Origin of the sequence: Rathayibacter sp. KR2-224, assembly GCF_049446075.1 — a bacterium.
Taxonomy (GTDB): domain Bacteria; phylum Actinomycetota; class Actinomycetes; order Actinomycetales; family Microbacteriaceae; genus Humibacter.
The window spans coordinates 2,596,385-2,614,142 of record NZ_JBMSEB010000001.1 but is presented as its reverse complement, the minus strand read 5'-3'; the positions used below and the strand labels follow the sequence as shown (position 1 = coordinate 2,614,142).

Here is a 17,758-nt window from a genome sequence, read left to right as displayed (position 1 = left end):
TGGCCCAGCCCCGCCGGCGCCGCCGGCCATTACGCCGTCTGCGCGGCCTGACGACGGGGAAGACGCCAGTTCGGGCGCACCCAGTGGCAGGTGTAGCCCTGCGGGTACTTCTGCAGGTAGTCCTGGTGCTCCTCCTCGGCCTCCCAGAACGCACCGGCAGGCTCGACCTCGGTCACGACCTTGCCTGGCCACAGTCCAGACGCGTCGACGTCGGCGATCGTCTCACGCGCCACGCGCTCCTGCTCCGGCGAGGTGTAGAAGATCGCGGAGCGGTAGCTGCGCCCGATGTCGTTGCCCTGACGGTTCTTGGTCGACGGGTCGTGAATCTGGAAGAAGAACTCCAGCACCTCGCGGTAGCTGATCACGTCCGGGTCGAAGATGATCTCCACCGACTCCGCGTGGTCGCCGTGGCGGCGGTAGGTGGCGTTCGGGGTGTTCGGGTCTCCGGAGTATCCGGTGCGCGTTGAGATCACGCCCGGCTTCTTGCGGAGCAGTTCCTGCGCTCCCCAGAAGCATCCGCCCGCGAGTATCGCCCGCTCGGTCCTGGTCGGTCGATTGCTCGTGGACTGGCTGCTCACGGCCTCTGTGCTCATGACGTGGTCTCCTCTTCGTTGCTCTCTCATTGTCGGCCCGATGGTCCGACAACTCCATGCACTGATAGGAACAAGCCCGGTGGCTGCTAAGTTCCCGGATGCCCGGCTCCTGGCTGCGAGATCGCTGTGAGCAGTGCCGTGTACAAGTCCGGGGCAGACGTATAGAACAGAACGTGGGTTGAGAACAGAACGCCGGCTCGAATCGGAGGGGATCGATCATGGGCACGTTCATTCTGAGAATCGTCGTCGGCCTGCTGTTCGTCGGGCACGGGCTGCAGAAGCTGACCCACCGCTTCGGCGGCGGTGGCATCGAGAACACCGAGAAGACGATGGATGCCCTCGGCATGCATCCCGCCAAGCTGCAGGCCCGGACGGCCGCGCTCGCCGAGACTGCCGGAGGTGCTGCTCTCGCGCTTGGAGCCGCGACGCCGCTGGCATCCGCCGGGCTCATCGCCACCATGGCGACGGCCGTGCGAAAGGTGCATGCCCAGAACGGCATCTGGAACACCAAGGGCGGCTACGAGTTCAATCTCGTGATGGCGGCCTCCGCGCTGCTGCTAGCGGAGAGGCCGGGCAAGGCATCCGTCGACGCCCTGTTCGGTCGCTCGAAATGGGGCGCCGGCTGGGCGGTGTTCGCCCTCGTCGCGGGCGTGATCGGTTCTACGCTCGCCATCGAGGCGGGCAGGCGCCTAGCACCGGAACGAGCCGCGGACGAGCAGAGCACGGGCCAGAAGAGCACCGACGAGCAGAGCACCGACGTCGGGACCGGTGACTCGTCGAGCACGGCGAGCACAGACGAGGGCACGCCGAGCACATCCGGCGCATGACGCGTCCTGTGGGAACTCACAGCGGCTGACGGCACGTCCAAGCGGGTCTTCGCAGCCGAGACCGGACAGACTGGCCCAATGTCGGCGCATCGGACCAAACCCACTCCGCTCGTGTCGTTGCCGCCAGGCGCGCTGCTCATCGCCATCGTGCTCTGGGCTGCGACCTTCGCGTTGGGCTTCGGCGCCAAGGCCGCCCAGCCGTGGCTTACAGCACAGCTCAGCGTCGACCGCGCGTTGAACGCGGCGCACAGCCCGCTGCACGACGCCCTGGCCAAGGCGCTGGACAGGCTCGACTCGGTCGTCGTCGTCGCGGTCATCCTGGTCGTAGTCGCTGTCGTGATAGGACTGCTCTCCTCGTGGCTTCGCGCCCTGGCGGCTGTGGTCATAGCCGGCGCCGGGTGGGTGCTGTGTCTGGCGCCGAAGGCGATCGTCGGCGAGCTCCGGCCGCCGTTGAGCGCGGTCTCGCACCAGCTCAACGTCACGCACGCGACCCTGAGCTATCCGAGCGGGCACACCGTGTTCGCCGTCACGCTCACCATCGCGGTGCTCACGGTGGCGCGCGGCACGGTGACGCGCATCGTGGTGGCCGTGGCGGGCATCCTCTTCGTGGCGGTGACCGCATGGTCGAGGTTGTACGTCGGCGCGCACTACCCGACAGACATCCTCGGTGCGCTGCTCGCCGGTACGGCCGGCGCGCTGCTGATCGGCTGGTTGTGGAACCTGTGCGTGAGAATCCTCGCGCCCAGGCTCAGGCGACGTTCACCCGCGCCGGCTTCGCAAGGCTGAGGCGGCATCCGCTCGACTACATCTCGGGGCGCGGCCGGTCTCCAATAGGGTGTGGTCCATGCTGCGCACCCCCGCATGGACCTGGACGTGGACGGCGCTGCGTGCCGCCATCGCCGTCGTGGTCGCTGCCGCCATCATCGCTCAAGCCGTCACCACGTTCGGCGGAGCGGTGACACACCACCGTGACGTGGCGACGACCGTGACGAACTTCTTCAGCTTCTTCACGATCCTCTCCAACGTGCTCACGGTGGCCGTGATGCTGTGGGCCGTCGTGTGGTTCTGCCTGCGTGGCCGCACGGATGCCTCGCCCGAGCCGCGCTCGCTCGCCATCTCGCTCGCGTGCGTCACGACCTACATGGGGATCACCGGCATCGTCTACAACACTCTGCTGCGCGGGATCGAGCTGCCGCAGGGAACGACCGTGCCGTGGTCGAACGAGGTGCTGCACGTCATCGCGCCCATCTTCCTGCTCATCGACCTGTTCGTCGGGCCGCGGCGCAGGTGCCTGGGCTGGGGCGCCATCGCCTTGACTCTGATCTTCCCGCTGGTCTGGGTCGTCTACACGATGGTGCGTGGCCCGCTCGTGACCAACCCGGCGACGGGTGGCGCCTCGTGGTATCCCTACCCGTTCCTAGACCCGAATTCACCGACCACGGGTGGGTACGGCGGGGCCATCGCCTACGTGATCGGGATCGCCGTCGGGATCGCCGCCGTCGGCGCGCTTGTGGTGTGGGTCGGCCGCATCCGGGGACGGCGCGACCTCTGATTCCGCGCCGTGACTGACTGGCGCGCCGTGACGGCGACGCATCGGGTCGTCGCCGTCACGGCGGGCGGTTACTTCGCGGCGGCCAGCCACTCGGCGAACGTGGTGCTGTACGCCTCGGCGTCGGGTGCCGGAACCAGCTCCCGCTCACTCAGGATGGCGCCGAAGTAGGTGGCGCCCGGATCCACGACCACGGTGCGCGGATCCTGCCGGGCGGCCAGCCCCTTTGCGACGAACTCGTTGAGGTGGAACTCCTCCGGACCGCTCACCTCGTGGATGCCGCCGGTGGGCGAGCCGACGGCGGCACGTGACACCGCCGTCGAGACGTCTTCGGCCGCCATAGGCTTGATCAGCACGGGAGCGAGCTTCACCACGTCACCGTCGGTTGCGGCATCCGCGATCGACTTCACGAACTCGAAGAACTGAGTGGCGTGCACGATCGAGTATGGGACGCCTGAGCCCTCGATGAGCTTCTCCTGCGCGACCTTCGCGCGCATGTACCCGCTGTCGGTGAGGCGATCGGTCCCGACGACCGAGAGCGCCACGTGGTGCTTCACACCAGCCTTCCGCTCGGCCTCGATCAAGGTGTTCGTCGACTTCGTGAAGAAGTCCATCACCGCGTCGTCGGCGAACGACGGCGAATTCGACACGTCGACGACCACGTCGGCCCCCGCCAGTGCGTCGTCCACCCCCTCGCCGGTGAGCGTGTTCACTCCTGAGTTGGGCGACGCCGCGACTGCCGTGTGGCCGTGAGCGGTGAGCTTGGCTACCACCTTCGATCCGATCAGTCCGGTTCCCCCGATAACGACGACCTTCATTGCGCTCTCCTCCTACCTGTCCTTGTGTTGGTCGGCGCCGATCGGCCGACGCGAGCTATGACCGGGCACCCGTCGTCGTTGTGACCCGTCGGTCACAGATCGCACCGGCACTCGGTCTTAGCGGGCGGGCGATGCGCCGTTCAGACGACACGGAGCGAAACGCCGATGAAGGAGGACTCCATGGCGACGCAGAGCGCACAAGCGCGACGGAACACATCGGGGCGGCCGAGTGATCGATCGGGCGCCGGACGATCGACGAAGCGAACAGTGCTGGCGGTGGCCATTCTGGCTTCCTTCGTCGCGTTCCTCGACGGCAGCGTCGTGAACGTGGCGCTTCCCGCGATCGATCGCGAGCTAGGCGGCGGGCTGGCGGGCCAGCAGTGGGTCGTGGACGCCTACCTGCTCAGCCTGAGTTCGGTCATCCTGCTCGCAGGATCGCTGTCCGACCTCTTCGGTCGCAAGCGTGTTCTGCTCTGGGGACTCGTGGGCTTCGGTGTCGCATCCGTCGCATGCGCCGTTGCGCCTGACATCGGGCTCCTCATCGCCGCACGCGGCGTGCAGGGCGTCGCGGCCGCACTGCTCGTGCCCAGTTCCCTGGCGCTCATCTTCGGCACCTTCGACGGCTCGGAGCAGACGAAGGCGATCGGCACGTGGACGGCCATCACGAGCGTCGCCAGCATCGCCGGCCCCATCCTGGGCGGTGTGCTCGTCGACAGCCTCTCGTGGCGCTGGGTCTTCGGCATCAACGTGCTGCCGATCGCAGCGACGCTCGTGCTGATGCGGCGCCTGCACGCCGACCCGCCGAGATCCGCGGATGCCCGCGTCGACGTGATCGGCGCGGTGCTGGCGGTCGTTGGGCTGGGGCTGCCGATCTTCGCCCTGATCGAGAGTCCGCGATACGGATGGTCGTCGCCCCTCATTCTGGCGGCGACGCTGGTAGGGGCTGCGACACTGGCGGCGTTCCTCCTGTGGGAACGCCGCTCGAAGCACCCCCTGCTGCCACTCGGACTTTTCCGCATCCGCGATTTCGCCGCAGGCAATGTGGCGACCGCCTTCGTGTACGGCGGTCTCGGGATCGGCATGTTCGCCCTCGCACTGTTCCTTCAGCAGGGTGCCGGATATTCGGCCACACTCGCCGGCTTCGCCACCGTGCCATCGAGCATCCTGCTGATCGCGCTGTCTGCGGCATTCGGCCGACTGAGCGCCAAGGTGGGTCCGCGCATCATGATGACGATCGGCCCGATCGTTGCGGGCGGCGGTTTCGCGCTCATGCTGCGGATCGGCCAACACGCCGACTACCTCACCGAGGTGCTCCCGGCCGTGTCGGCGTTCGGCCTCGGAATGGCGATCACGGTCGCTCCGCTCACCGCCACCGTGCTCGGTGCAGTCTCGAGTGCACGATCGGGGATCGCGTCGGCTGTGAACAATGCGGTGTCGCGCGTCGCCGGCCTGATCGCGGTCGCCCTTGCGGGATCCGTGGGAGGCGCGGGGCTTGCGAACGTCGCAGACTTCCACACGCTGGTGGCAGCCGCGGCCCTCGCGACAGTTACGGGCGGTCTCGTCGCGGCTGTGGGCATCCGCAATCCGCCGGCGGTGACTACCGCCCTCACCGACGGCGCCGTCGCCCCGATTCCCGCAACCCATCGTTCGCACCACGTGAGCCTGCGTTGAACGTCGGCGGCCGGCGGGCGCCACAGCTCGCCGGAACGAATTCCACTCGCATCCCCAGAAGCCGTCACAGATCGAAGGGCTGCCCGGTCCGAGTTGATGAACGCACGGAACACCTGTTCCGTCGCAACAGGAAAGGATAATCATGAAGATCGTCGTCGTCGGAGGAACCGGCCTCATCGGCAGCAGGCTCGTCGAGATTCTGCGCGGGAACGGCCATGACGTCGTGCCCGCTTCACCCTCCACCGGAATCAACAGCGTCACGGGCGAAGGGCTGGCCTCGGCGCTCGCCGGTGCCGACGTGCTGGTCGACATCCCGAATTCGCCGTCGTTCGAAGACGGGGCGGTGCTGGACTTCTTCGAGAAGTCGACGACGAACCTCGTCGAAGAGGCCGAGCGCGCCGCGGTGGGTCACCACCTGGTGCTGTCCATCGTGGGGGCGGACAGGATGCCCGACATCGGCTACATGCGCGCCAAGGTCGCCCAGGAGAACCTCGTGAAGTCCGGCCATGTGCCGTTCACCATCGTGCGTGCCACCCAGTTCTTCGAGTTCATCCCCGCGCTCATCGACGGTGCGACGGTCGGCGATACCGCTCACCTGTCGACCGTGCTGATGCAGCCGATCGCGGCAGCGGACGTTTCGGCCGCGCTTGCGGAGATCGCCGTGCGGGAACCCGCCAACGAGGTGATCGAGTTGGCTGGACCGGAGCCGCTGCGGCTCGCCGACCTGGCCACACGCATCCTGCAGGCGCGGGGCGATGCCCGCACCGTCGTCTCCGATCCGGATGCCGGGTACTTCGGCGGCGCGGTCGACGACCGTTCTCTCACGCCGGGCAACGACCCCAGCGTGAACGAGCACCGCTATGGCGCGACACGCTTCGAGGAGTGGCTCGACGCCCAACGCAGCCGTTGACAGGCAGGGCGGGACGGCGATGGGTCGGTCCCGCCCGTCTGGATACCATCAAGCATGCCCGGCGACACCGCATCCGAGGACCTCGCGTACGCGACCGAGACGTTCGCGGCCGTGCGCCGTCGCCTCTTCGGGATCGCCTACCGCATGCTCGGCACGGTGGCCGATGCCGAAGATATCGTGCAGGAGACCTGGCTACGCTGGCAGAACTACGACAAGTCGCAGCTGCGAGAACCGGCCGCGTTCCTCGCCACGACCTCTACTCGGCTCGCGATCAATGCAGCCACGTCCGCCCACGCCAGGCGCGAGACCTACATCGGTCCATGGCTCCCCGAGCCCGTCGACACCAGCCAAGACCCGCTGCTCGGCGCGGAGAAGGGCGAGGCGCTCGAGTTCGCCGTGCTCGTTCTGCTCGAGAAGCTTCCGCCCACCGAGCGGGCCGCTTACGTTCTGCGCGAGGCGTTCGACTATCCGTATCCGGAGATCGCACGCATCGTCCAGACCTCGGAGCCGGCGGCACGCCAGATGGTGAGCAGAGCGCGCAAGCACCTCGCCGCCGAGCGGCCGAAGCACGAGGTCGACCCAGCGCGACGCCGCGAGTTCCTTGAGGCCTTCCTCACTGCGGCACGGTCGGGCGATATGGATGCTCTCGAGAAGATCTTCGTCGCCGACGTGGTGAGCTACTCCGACGGCGGCGGCATCAAGGGGGCGTCCCGCATCCCGGTGCGCGGTCGCGAAATCGTGGCGAAGTACTACCGCTCGTTCGCCGACCGGTTCTGGTCGGGGGCCAGCGTTCGGGAGTTCGAGGCGAACGGAGCGCCGGCGGCCGCACTGGAGCGCGACGGCTCTGTCTTCGCCGTCGTGACCTTGGATGCCGACGCGGACGGCATCCAGAAGCTCATGTGGGTGCTCAACCCTGCCAAGCTCTCCGCCCTCCAACCCGCTTAGGCGACCTGCCTCTCGTTCTCCCTGACTGACCGCGAGATCGAGGATCATTCGCACCTCGTGGCACGGATCTGTCACGTTTCGGCCCGCTGTCCGGTCTCTATTAATGAGACAGGGGGCACATCATGCGTCGGATCCTCATCGTCGGCGGCCAATACGCGGGCTTCTACACGGCGTGGAAGCTGGAGAAGCGGCTGAGAGCGGACGAAGCGGAGATCACGGTCATCGACCCGCGCGGTTACATGCCGGCAGCCCAGGCCGAGCGCCGACCGGCATCACAGCACTCGTACGAGCCGAGCCTCTGATGCCCGTCGATCGCCGTCACCACCCTTCGGCCACCGAGCGGATGTCTCGCGCCATCACCTCGTCGGTCACCGGTCGTCGACTCATAGCCTTCCGCACAGAGCTGCGGCACCGCCACGCAGCCATGCACTGGACGAACCTGTTCGGCATCGTCACCCTGGCCTGCGTCGTCGTGGTGTTCGTGACGGGCATAGCGCTGATGTTCTTCTACCAGCCGTCCGGCACGCAGGTGCGATACGAGGGCTCGTACGCGCCGCTGCACGGCTCGGTCATGTCCGAGGCACTGCGCTCGACCCTCTCGATCTCGTTCGACGTTCGCGGCGGCCTGTTGCTGCGGCAGGCGCATCACTGGGCGGCGCTTCTGCTGCCTGCCGCGATCATCCTGCAGCTGCTCGTCACCTTCTTCACGGGCGGGTTCAGGCGGCCGCGCAAGGGCATGTGGGTGCTGCTGTTCGGCATCCTCATCGTCGCCCTGGCCGGCGGCTGGAGCGGGTACGCCCTGCCCGACGACATGCTCTCCGGAACAGGAGTGCGGATCACGCAGGGCATCGTGCTCGGCATTCCCGTTGTCGGCACCTGGCTGTCGGCGCTGCTGTTCGGCGGCGAGTTCCCCGGGTCGATCATCGAGCATCTGTACCCGCTGCACGTCGCGATCGTTCCCGTGCTCCTGGTGGCGCTGCTCGTGCTGCGCGCGCGCAGCGCCTGGCTGCATAAGCCGCCCCAGTTCCCGGTGCCAGGCGCCAGCGACCGGGTCGTCGTCGGCCTGCCGCTCTGGCCGAACCACGCCGCACGCGATGGTGGCCTGTTCGCGATCGTCGCGGGTGTGCTCGTTCTGGTGTCCGCATTCGTGACGGTTGATCCGGTGTGGCTCTACGGACCTTTCGACCCGGCCGGCGCATCGGCAGGCAGCCAGCCCGACTGGTACACGGGGTTCCTCGACGGAGCGCTCCGACTCGTGCCTCCCGGCTGGGACTTCGTCTGGCTAGGGCACACCTGGACGCTGTCGGTTCTCGTTCCGCTGGCGGTGGTGGGTGCGTTCCTGATCGCGATCCTGGCGTACCCGTTCATCGAGGAATGGGTCACGGCAGATCATCGGGAGCACCACCTGCTCGACCGTCCGCGGAACATGCCCGTGCGCACCGCGACCGGCGTGGCGGCCATGGTCTTCTACGGCGTGCTGTGGGGCGCCGGCAGTGCCGACCTCGTCGCCACGCACTTCGGCCTGGCCGTCGAGTCCGTCGTCGTGTTCCTGCAAGTCGCACTGCTGATCGCACCGATCATCGCGTTCGTCCTCACCCAGCGCGTCGCCATCGGACTGCAGCACAAGGACCGTGACATCCTCCTGCATGGCTACGAGACCGGTCGCATTGTGCGGCTTCCGGGTGGCGAATACGTCGAGGTGCATCGGCAAGTGGATGCCGGCGAGGCTTGGCATCTGGGAAGCGCGGGTGACTATCTGCCCGTGACGGCGCGACCCGACGATGATGGACACCTGCATCTCACCGACCGGCTGCGGGCAAGGCTGTCCGAGTTCTTCTTCGAGGAACGGATGGTGCCGGTGCAGCACGATGACGATGGCGTCGGTGAGGAACGAGCACATGCGGCGAGCATCGAGCAGGCGAGCCGGTCATGAGCCGGCGAATCCGGCCCTCGTCGAAGCGTTCGGCTCTGCCTGCTCCTCCGGCGATCGCGACCGTCTCGCCGCGCTCCTCTCCGAGGACGTGCGCGTCGTCGTCGACAGCGGTGGGGTGCTTGCCGGCACGGAAGTGCCAGCGTTCGGCATGCGCGAGGCACTCGATCTGATCGGCGCCGCACTGAGGACTCCACTCTGCGAACTCGAACCGCGCTCGATCAACGGAACGACGGGGCTGCTCGGTCGAAGGGATGGTGCCGTCGTCGCAGCTGTCCTTCTGGATGCCGATGATGCTCTCATCCGGGATGTCTGGATCGTGCTCGGAACCGACAAGCTCGCGCACTGGAATCGGGTCGACTGAAAACTGGGCATGCCGCCGAGCCAGAGACCCCAGCTCTTCAGGAAAGGCGTCACGCAAGCCGCGCGCCGAGCCGCACCGCAAGCGATGTCCACCCCGGGGGAGTCGATCCCGGGGTGGGCATCGCGGTCATGCGTGGCCGGAAACGGCGCGGCGGCGGAGAGGTGCCTACTGCGCCACCAGCTGCCAATCCTGCGAGCCGGCGTCATTGTCGGACGGTTGCAGCGTGAGGCCAGCTCCCGGTGCCGATCCGGTCAGATAGAGCGACCTGTTCTGCGTCGACTGGAAGTACACGACGCCGTTCGACTTCTGCACCATGGTGAAGAGTCCGTTCGGGATTCGAGCGATCGCCCGGATGCCTGGAACGCGCACCGTGCGTTCAGCCGGTTGCTGGCTCGTCACCCCTTGACGCTTCCCGTCGCGAGGCCGGACTGCCAATAGCGCTGCAGGAACAGGAACGCGACGATCAGCGGAATGATCGACACGAACGCACCGGTGAGCACGGTGGAGAACAGAACCTGCGCTCCCCCGCCCGCGGATGCCGTCGCCTGCCATTGCGCAAGACCCACCGTGACCGGGAAAAGCGAAGGCGTGTTCAGCATGATGAGCGGCAGGAAGTAGTTGTTCCAGGTGGCGACGAGCTGGAACAGCAGCACCGTCACGATTCCGGGAGCAAGCAAGCGCACGCCTATGGTGCCGAATATCCTGAACTCGCCAGCCCCGTCGATCCTCGCCGCCTCGAGCAGGCTGTCGTCGACCGACTCCATCGCGTAGACCCGCATGAGGTAGACGCCGAAGGGGCTGACCAACGAAGGCAGGATGATCGCCCACATCGAGTCGGTCAGGTTCGCGGCCGCGAAGAGCAGGTAGGTCGGGATCGCGAGTGCCGTCAAAGGCACCATGATCGAGCCGAGGATGACGGAGAAGACGGCCGTGCGACCGCGGAACCGGTACTTCGCGAGCGAGTATCCGGCGGCCGTCGCGAGCGCCGCCGCTCCAACGGCGCTGACGACCGAGTAGATGATCGTGTTCAGACCCCATTGCCAGAAGACGCCGCCCTGGAACGTGAACAGGTTCCCGAAGTTGGCGAAGAACTGGAAGGAGTTGCCGAACCACAGCCCGAACGTGCTGAACAGGTCGGAGTTGTCCTTCGTGGTGGAGATGAACAGCCAGAGCAGCGGCACGATGAAGTAGATGAGCGAGATCCACACGAAGATGGTGAGCAGGGTGCTCCTGCGCTTGCCCCGCTCTACCGGCTTGCGCCCCCGGTTGCGTCCCATCGCCCTCGTCGGCACGGCAGCCGTGGCCTCGCGCGTTGTCGCACTCATGCTTGACGCTCCCTTCGGTTCGCAGCGGTCTGCACGACGAACGAGACGACCATGATGATGACTCCGAGCAGGAACGCGATGGCCGCGGCGTAGTTGATGTCCTGGTTCTTGAACGCCACGTTGTACGCGTAGAGGTTCGGTGTGAAGTCGGTGCCGATCGAGTTGGGCGCGATGTTCGCGAGCAGGTTCGGCTCGTTGAAGAGCTGGAACGACCCGATGATCGAGAAGATCACGGTGAGTAGGAGCGCCTGCCTGATGGCCGGCAGCTTGATGCTCCACGCGATGCGGAACTGACCGGCCCCGTCGATCTCCGCCGCTTCGTAGAGATCCTCCGGAATCGAACGCAGCGCCGCGTAGAGAATGATCATGTTGTAGCCGATGAACTCCCAGCACACGATGTTCATGGTCGAGCCGAGGATGCTCTGCGGCGACAGCAGGTCGGGAGCGGACATCCCGAGTGCGTGGAAGACCTGGGTGATGAGCCCGAAGTCGGTGCCGTACAGGTAGCCCCACATCAGCGTGGCGACGACGCTCGGCACGGCATACGGCACGAACACCAGGAGCCGCGCCACCCGGCCGCCTCGCACGCGCTTGCTGTCGAGTGCGAGCGCGAAGCAGATGGCGGCGACGAGCATGATCGGCACCTGGATGAGCAAGAACAGTCCCACCCTGCCGAGGCCGGCCCAGAAGCTCGGGTCCTGCACGGCACGGATGTAGTTGCCCAGCCCGGCGAACACCTGGCCGCCCACGAGCTGCGAGCTGAACAGGCTCAGGTAGAGCGAGTAGATGAGCGGCGCGAGGAACATCGCGGCGAACACCAGGAGGAAGGGTAAGACGAGGACCCACGCAGCGCGCGTCTGCGCTGCGCCGATCCGTTCCGGCCTGCGTGGCCGGGTAGCTTGGCCCGGCGCCGTGCGCCGGGCGGTGAGAACGGACATGATCGACTCCTTCGGCGAAAGGGCCCGGGCGGCGCGCGGCCACCCGAGCCCGGCCGCATTACTTGACGGTGAAGCCCTGCTGCTTCGCGTAGCTCACGACCTGGTTCTGCCAGGTCGCCAGTGCGGCCTTCAGGTCACCGTGATCGGCGATCGCTTTGCCGAGCGTGCTCGTGTAGCTCGAGTTGACGTAGTCCATGAACGGCAGCCACTCGAACTTCGGGTTGACGGTGTCAGAGACCCCGGCGAAGAACTTGTTCACCTGCTGGCCGCCGTAGAAGTCGCTCTTCGCGTCCACGAACTGCGGATCAGTGAGCGTCTTCTTGGTGGTGGGGAACAGGAACTGCTTGTTCGCCATCATCACAGTGGATGACTGGTCGTTGTTGATGAACTTCGCCAGTTCGTACGCGGCGATCGGGTTCTTCGTGGCGGCCATGACGGCATCCGAGGAGCCTCCCCAGTTGCCTGAGACGTTCGCGCCCGCCTGCCACTGCGGAATGTTGCCCGCACGCCACTTGCCGCTGGTGCTCTTCACCGTGCCCTGCAGGAACACGGGGCCCCAAGCAGCCACGAGCCAGCTCGCGTACTTGTTAGCGGCGAGGCCCTGGTAGTAGGAGTCGGTGAAGTCAGGGTCGGTGGCGACCAGGCCCTTGTCGATCAGGTCCTGCCAGTAGGAGACGACCTTCTGGTTCGTGGCCGAGTTCAGGTCGATCCCGACCGTCTTCTTGCCGTCGTAGCTGAAGGGCTGCGCTCCGGCCTGCCAGAAGAACCCGATCATCTGGAACATGTCGTTGCCCGGCAGATCGGTGATGTACGAACCCGTCTTCGACTTCACGTCGGCCGCAGCCTTGGCGAAGTCATCCCACGTGGCCGGTGCACCGCTCAGGCCGGCGGCCTTGAAGATGTCGTCCCGGTACAGGGTGCCGAGCGGGCCGGAGTCCTGCGGAACTGCCCACACGCCCGAGGTGTTCGCAACCTGGTTCCACACCCAGTTCACATAGTCGTTCTTCAGGCCGGCGGCGCCGTAAGGGTTCAGGTTCAGCAGGCTCTTCGTCTGCGTGAACGACGGGATGTAGTCGTACTCCACTTGCGCGACATCGGGGACGCCCTTGCCGGCCTTGAGTGCCGCACGCAGCTTCGGATAGTGCTGCGCGCCGCCCGTCGTGTTGACGACGTTCACCTTGATCTTCGGGTACTTCTTCTCGAAGAGGTTCACCTCGTCCTGGATGTTCGGAACCCAGGTCCAGAACGTGAGCGTGGTGGGCGTGTTCATTGCCTTGTCGATGTCGGATTGGCTCACCGGTTTCGTGGCTCCGCTGTTTGCGCCAGGGCTGCTGCATCCGCTGAGCAGCAGCGCGAGCGCGGTGGCACCGGAGGCCAGCGCCAGTGCTGTCTTTCGGAACTTCATCGTCGACCTTCTCTTTCTGTGGTGGTGCTGGGGGCGAGGTCGCCCTCGCGGTGGTCGCTGTGCTCCGTGAGGAGGATCCGGCTCGACCAGGCCGGAAGCGTGTACGGCGCGTCGGGCGACAACTCGGTGCCGTCGCCGGCGTCCCTGGCCGTCTGCAGCAGTTCGATGCGCTGCTCATCGCCGCTCCAGTTGATGAGGAACCAGGCGCGGCTGCCGTCGGGCAGGCGCCCGGAGGAGACCGTCACCGGGGCACTCGCGTCGGATGCCAGCTCGTCGGCGACACGGTTCGGCACGGCCCACCGGGCCAAAGCGGCAGACAGGCTGCGCGACGGCACCGTTCCCACGACGGTCACCCGTCCAGAGCCGTGTGCCTTGGTGGTCACGGCGGGAAAGCCGCCGAAGTGCGGATGCCGGTAGCTCACGACCTGCTCCGCCCCGTCGGCGATCAGCCCGTCGACCCAGCCGGTGGCGGCGGCATCCTCCTGCAGCTGCAGAACATCGGATGCCACGCCTATCGGGGCCTCGAGGTTGCTGTACTCGTCGTAGTGCACGCCTGAGGCGTCGGTCAGCCGGTCGGGCGCGACCGCGACGCGAGCCCTGGCCAGGTGGTCCGCGTATGCGGTTCGGGGCCCGAGAACGAGGTGCCCGCCCGCGTGCGCGTACGCGCCGAGGAGGTCGAGCATCCTGTCGTCGGCGACGTACAGCGCGGGCACCACGAGCGTCGGGTACCGCTGCGCCAGCGCGGCGCCGCCGATCTCCACCGCCTGCTCGGCGTGCAGGATGCGCGCCTGCGCACCCGACTCGATCACGCCGCCGTGGAACGCGTCGAAGATGTGCTCGTACGACTGGCGGTCCGGCTCGCCCCGGTTGCTGAGCGGAGGGAAGAACTCCAGCGCCCACCTGGAGTCGTTCGACCAGAGCAGCGCGACGTCGGCGTCGGGAACGTAACCGTCGAGAGCGGTGCCGACGCGCTCGAGCAGGTGGCCGATCTCGGCTACCTCTTCATAGATGCGGCCAGGCTTCAGGCTGTGCGGAAGCACTCCGCCCCAGTACATCTCCGTGCCATACGGCAGGGTGTGCCAATGCCAGTACTCGATCATGGCGGCACCACGGCTGATCAGGCCGAGCGCAGCCGCACGCAGCTGGCCTGGCCAGGGCGGCAGGTTCATGAAGCTGGTGCCGATGGACTGCGCATTCGTCTCAGTCACCAGAAAGCGCTTCTGCTTTGAGGAGAAGAGGCGGTCGGCCTGCCGGAAGAATCCGCCGACGCCCGAGGTCGTCCAGGGGGTCTGTGCATCCTCGTGCTTCGTGAGGTCGAGGTGGTCCTGCATCGCGTAGTACGGATTGCCCGCCGTGATGTCGAGCGACTGCGTCAGCGAGCGGTCGTCGACGGCCGGTCGGGGGTAGGCCAGGCACGTCGTCACGAATTGGTTCGGATGCGAGTACTCGCGCACGATGTCCGCCTGCCACCCGATGAACTCGGTGGTCAGTTCTGCTTGGAACCGCCGCCACTCCAAGTCGTACTGGGGCAGCGTGTTGCCGTCGGGCGCCCAGAGCTCGGACCAGTCGGCGATGCGGTGCGACCAGTAGGTGAGGCCCCATTCACGGTTCAACGTGTCGACGTCGCCGTAACGCCGCTCCAGCCGCCGCACGAAACGGGTGAAGGTGCCGTGGTTGTGGAACAGCTCGAGCCCTGGCTCGTTGTCCACTTGGAACCCGACGACCGCAGGATGCCCCGCGTACCGCCCGACGACTTTGCGGATGATCCGCTCCGCGAAGTACCTGAATGCCGGGTGGGTGAAGTCCATCTCCTGGCGGCTCCCCCACGGGATGCGCCTCCCGGTCTCGCGCTCGCCCGCGATCTCCGGGTACGCGGTCTGCAGCCACGGCGGCGCCGCGTACGTCGGGGTGCCGAGGATGACGCGGATGCCTCGCCGGTGCGCCCCATCGAGCACGGGTTCCAGCCAGTCGAGATCGAACACTCCCTCGCGTGGCTCCCACGTCGACCAGACGGACTCGCCCACGCGGATCACCGAGAATCCTGCCGCAGCCATGAGGTCGAGGTCCTCTTCGGTGCGGTCGCTCGTGTGGTATTCGGCGTAGTAGGCGGCGCCGAACAGAACGCGGGTCGGCTCGAACGAGTGGGCTGCCGGCATAGGGACTCCGTTGTCTGGCTGGGGTGCGTTGTTCAGGGCGGCGTTGCCGCGAGCGTGTTGCGGGTCTTGAGAACTGCTGCTCGAGTGGAACGTCGCGGTGAACGCTAACCCATTTCGTTACCGGTAACAATATGTTGTAATGATTTCGTTACCGGTAACGAAGTGCCGTTCTTGTGCCACGATCATTCCTGTGCGGCAACCCGGCCAGGCACACCTACAGTTATGGCCAGCAGCGCCGCGCACGGGAGGGCAGATGTCACAAGACGGCACAGGCCTTCAGGCGGACCATCCGCCCACGAAGCAGCCGACCATCTACGACGTCGCGCGCGCCGCAGGCGTGTCCCATCAGACCGTGAGCCGACTGCTGAAGGGCGACCCGGGCATCAAGCCCGCGAACAGGGAGCGGGTGCTCAAGGCACTCGACGAACTGCAGTACCGGCCAAACCTGACCGCCCGTTCGCTTGCCACGAGCCGCTCTCACCGCGTCGTCGCCCTCACTCAGGAGATCACCCAGGTCGGGCCCGGCAAAGTCGCGAAGGGTGCGAGCGAAGAGGCGCGCGCAAACGGCTATGTGCTCGACATCATCGCCCTCGACGTCGGTGACAGGGCGAACATCGAAGCCGCGATCAAGCTGGTGAACCAGCAGGATGTTGCAGGCATCCTCGCGCTCGCATCCACGGATGAACTGCACGACGCATTCGAGAGCACGACGTTCCACGTGCCCGTCGTGATTCCCTTCGAGGAAGACCCGAGAAGCGATGCGATGGCCGAGCTCGTCGGCCATCTGGTGGAGTTCGGTCATCGCCGCTTCCTGCACCTGGCCGGCCCGGTCGGCTGGGCATCGGCCCGCAACCGCCTGAGGGACATCGAGGAGGCGCTGGGGGCTCGCGGCCTCGAGCTGGGCGGTGTCGTGCACGGCGACTGGTCGCCGAAATCCGGATACGACGCCGTGCGAGCTCTCGGCCCCGAGCTCCCCTACACGGCGGTACTCGCAGCCAACGACCAGATGGCCATCGGCGCTATCCTGGCGCTCGCCGACAGGGGACTGCGCGTGCCAGAGGATGTCTCGGTCACCGGCATGGACGACATTCCCGAGGCCGCGTACCTGCGTCCCCCGCTCACCACGATCCGCCTCGGGCTCGAAGAAGAGGGGCGCAAGACCTTCCGTCGCCTGCTCACCCTCATGACGGGCGAGCAGACCGAACTGCGGCCGACGCCCGCGCAGGTGGTCGTGCGGCGCTCGACCGGGGCGGCGCCGCGCTAGTCGGATGCCCTAGCCGCGGTCAGCGCCGCGACTTCTCGTCTGCCCGAAGCAGGTACTCCGCTGTGTCCTCATCCGTGATCAGAACGTTGACCCAGCCGCCACGCACTGCCGCGACGACGGCGTCGTGCTTTCTGTCGCCACCCGCCACGCCGATGCGACGCGGCGTGCGCTTCAACTGATCGGACGAAATCCCGATCACGCGCCGCTCGAGGTCGCTTTCGACGGGATCGCCCGCGGCGTCGAAGAACCGAAGGCACACGTCTCCCACTGCGCCCCGCTTGCGTAGCTGCTCCTCGTCTTGCGCGGAGATCGTGTTCCCCGAAGACTTCAGCAACTCGGAAGGCTGAAGGCTTCCGATGCCCACCAGGGCAACCGTCAGCTCATCCCAGAGAGACGGCGCCGTTCCCGTGTACGAATCATTCAAAAGAACGTCGACGACTGATGCATCGGCCACGATCCCGGGCAAGGGCAGATAGACGGCGCTGCTTCCCGTCACGCGAGCCAGTCCGTCAGCGAGATGAGTCGCCTTGACCTGGGCTGCCGGGTTGCCCACTCCACCGAGAATCTGCACGACCTCCCTGGCCATGCGTGTGGTTCTCGGCGACATGGCCCTGAGCACAGCCAGGAGCGTCGAAGACCACGAAGAGATGCCGATTCGATCATCCGGGCGAAGTGACGCCTCCAGGTACCCAGCGGCCCCGCTGCCCAAGGCCGCAAGGAGGGCCTCTTCGTTGTGTTCGGCAGGCGCGTCGACGACCACGACGTCCCGGAGTTCGAACCGAGCACGTATGTCGTCTTCCAGGTCGGTATGCACTCCAGGCGGCGCAACGACGATGGTGCGCACCACACCCATTTCCACGGCGTCCTTGAGCAAGCGTGAGACCCGGGACTGGGACAGGTTCAGTTGTTCGGCGATCTCAGGCTGAGTCATACCGCGTTCGTGATACATGCGGGCCACCTTGGTGAGGAGGGCGACCTTCTTCTGCGCGGGTGGCCGAGCGGACGCCCCGGGCGCGGCAGTTGTCATAGGCACGAATTTACTGCATAAACATGCAGCGGCAGC

At 66.6% G+C, this 17,758-nt stretch carries 18 protein-coding genes; 10 read left to right on the top strand and 8 right to left on the bottom strand.

The window, feature by feature from the left end; genetic code table 11:
• Window positions 1-29: 29 nt before the first annotated feature.
• A complete protein-coding gene (gene msrA, locus ACO2Q7_RS12015) occupies window positions 30-593 on the bottom strand; it encodes a peptide-methionine (S)-S-oxide reductase MsrA (RefSeq protein ID WP_423355830.1) in 564 nt (187 codons plus the stop codon).
• 218 nt (window positions 594-811) lie between these two features.
• On the opposite strand from msrA, the gene ACO2Q7_RS12010 reads away from it, so the two are divergent.
• From ACO2Q7_RS12010 to ACO2Q7_RS12000, 3 genes are all read left to right on the top strand, one after another.
• On the top strand, window positions 812-1,420 hold the full coding sequence (locus ACO2Q7_RS12010; protein WP_423355829.1) for a DoxX family protein: 609 nt from the start codon (window positions 812-814) through the stop codon (window positions 1,418-1,420).
• Between the two features lie 78 nt (window positions 1,421-1,498).
• Window positions 1,499-2,206 carry a phosphatase PAP2 family protein gene (locus tag ACO2Q7_RS12005; RefSeq protein WP_423355828.1) on the top strand — a complete coding sequence of 236 codons (708 nt, stop codon included), beginning with the start codon at window positions 1,499-1,501 and terminating at the stop codon, window positions 2,204-2,206.
• A gap of 58 nt (window positions 2,207-2,264) precedes the next feature.
• Complete coding sequence (locus ACO2Q7_RS12000; RefSeq protein ID WP_423355827.1) at window positions 2,265-2,972, top strand: Pr6Pr family membrane protein; 708 nt, start codon at window positions 2,265-2,267, stop codon at window positions 2,970-2,972.
• Between the two features lie 68 nt (window positions 2,973-3,040).
• Here the strand turns inward: ACO2Q7_RS12000 and ACO2Q7_RS11995 are convergent, their stop codons facing one another.
• Window positions 3,041-3,787, bottom strand: a complete 747-nt coding sequence (locus ACO2Q7_RS11995) for an SDR family oxidoreductase (RefSeq protein WP_423355826.1) — start codon at window positions 3,785-3,787, stop codon at window positions 3,041-3,043.
• 276 nt (window positions 3,788-4,063) lie between these two features.
• Between ACO2Q7_RS11995 and ACO2Q7_RS11990 the strand changes: the two genes are divergently transcribed.
• From ACO2Q7_RS11990 to ACO2Q7_RS11965, 6 genes are all read left to right on the top strand, one after another.
• Window positions 4,064-5,458, top strand: a complete 1,395-nt coding sequence (locus ACO2Q7_RS11990) for a DHA2 family efflux MFS transporter permease subunit (protein WP_423355825.1) — start codon at window positions 4,064-4,066, stop codon at window positions 5,456-5,458.
• Window positions 5,459-5,600: 142 nt separating this feature from the next.
• A complete protein-coding gene (locus ACO2Q7_RS11985) occupies window positions 5,601-6,368 on the top strand; it encodes an SDR family oxidoreductase (RefSeq protein ID WP_423355824.1) in 768 nt (255 codons plus the stop codon).
• A 54-nt stretch (window positions 6,369-6,422) separates the two neighbouring features.
• Window positions 6,423-7,313: an RNA polymerase sigma-70 factor gene (locus ACO2Q7_RS11980; protein ID WP_423355823.1), complete on the top strand. Its 891-nt coding sequence runs from the start codon at window positions 6,423-6,425 to the stop codon at window positions 7,311-7,313.
• Between the two features lie 122 nt (window positions 7,314-7,435).
• Entirely contained in the window at window positions 7,436-7,615 is a 180-nt protein-coding gene (locus ACO2Q7_RS11975; protein ID WP_423356026.1) for a hypothetical protein, read from the top strand.
• The gene (locus ACO2Q7_RS11970) at window positions 7,615-9,246 is read left to right on the top strand and encodes a cytochrome b (RefSeq protein ID WP_423355822.1); all 1,632 of its coding nucleotides are present in this window, start codon (window positions 7,615-7,617) and stop codon (window positions 9,244-9,246) included. Before ACO2Q7_RS11975 ends, ACO2Q7_RS11970 begins: the two co-directional genes overlap by 1 nt.
• On the top strand, window positions 9,212-9,607 hold the full coding sequence (locus ACO2Q7_RS11965) for a hypothetical protein (protein ID WP_423355821.1): 396 nt from the start codon (window positions 9,212-9,214) through the stop codon (window positions 9,605-9,607). Before ACO2Q7_RS11970 ends, ACO2Q7_RS11965 begins: the two co-directional genes overlap by 35 nt.
• A gap of 165 nt (window positions 9,608-9,772) precedes the next feature.
• On the opposite strand, the gene ACO2Q7_RS11960 is transcribed toward ACO2Q7_RS11965, so the two are convergent.
• From ACO2Q7_RS11960 to ACO2Q7_RS11940, 5 genes are read right to left on the bottom strand one after another with little or no spacing between them, the layout of a single operon-like run.
• A complete protein-coding gene (locus ACO2Q7_RS11960) occupies window positions 9,773-10,006 on the bottom strand; it encodes a hypothetical protein (protein ID WP_423355820.1) in 234 nt (77 codons plus the stop codon).
• The gene (locus tag ACO2Q7_RS11955) at window positions 10,003-10,932 is read right to left on the bottom strand and encodes a carbohydrate ABC transporter permease (RefSeq protein ID WP_423355819.1); all 930 of its coding nucleotides are present in this window, start codon (window positions 10,930-10,932) and stop codon (window positions 10,003-10,005) included. Before ACO2Q7_RS11955 ends, ACO2Q7_RS11960 begins: the two co-directional genes overlap by 4 nt.
• Window positions 10,929-11,870 carry a carbohydrate ABC transporter permease gene (locus ACO2Q7_RS11950; protein WP_423355818.1) on the bottom strand — a complete coding sequence of 314 codons (942 nt, stop codon included), beginning with the start codon at window positions 11,868-11,870 and terminating at the stop codon, window positions 10,929-10,931. The genes ACO2Q7_RS11955 and ACO2Q7_RS11950 overlap by 4 nt, the downstream gene beginning before the upstream one ends.
• Before the next feature lie 58 nt (window positions 11,871-11,928).
• On the bottom strand, window positions 11,929-13,275 hold the full coding sequence (locus ACO2Q7_RS11945; RefSeq protein ID WP_423355817.1) for an ABC transporter substrate-binding protein: 1,347 nt from the start codon (window positions 13,273-13,275) through the stop codon (window positions 11,929-11,931).
• The gene (locus tag ACO2Q7_RS11940; protein ID WP_423355816.1) at window positions 13,272-15,431 is read right to left on the bottom strand and encodes a beta-galactosidase; all 2,160 of its coding nucleotides are present in this window, start codon (window positions 15,429-15,431) and stop codon (window positions 13,272-13,274) included. The genes ACO2Q7_RS11945 and ACO2Q7_RS11940 overlap by 4 nt, the downstream gene beginning before the upstream one ends.
• Window positions 15,432-15,684: 253 nt before the next feature.
• On the opposite strand from ACO2Q7_RS11940, the gene ACO2Q7_RS11935 reads away from it, so the two are divergent.
• Complete coding sequence (locus ACO2Q7_RS11935) at window positions 15,685-16,695, top strand: LacI family DNA-binding transcriptional regulator (RefSeq protein WP_423355815.1); 1,011 nt, start codon at window positions 15,685-15,687, stop codon at window positions 16,693-16,695.
• Between the two features lie 19 nt (window positions 16,696-16,714).
• On the opposite strand, the gene ACO2Q7_RS11930 is transcribed toward ACO2Q7_RS11935, so the two are convergent.
• Window positions 16,715-17,722, bottom strand: a complete 1,008-nt coding sequence (locus tag ACO2Q7_RS11930) for a sugar-binding transcriptional regulator (protein WP_423355814.1) — start codon at window positions 17,720-17,722, stop codon at window positions 16,715-16,717.
• Window positions 17,723-17,758 lie beyond the last annotated feature (36 nt).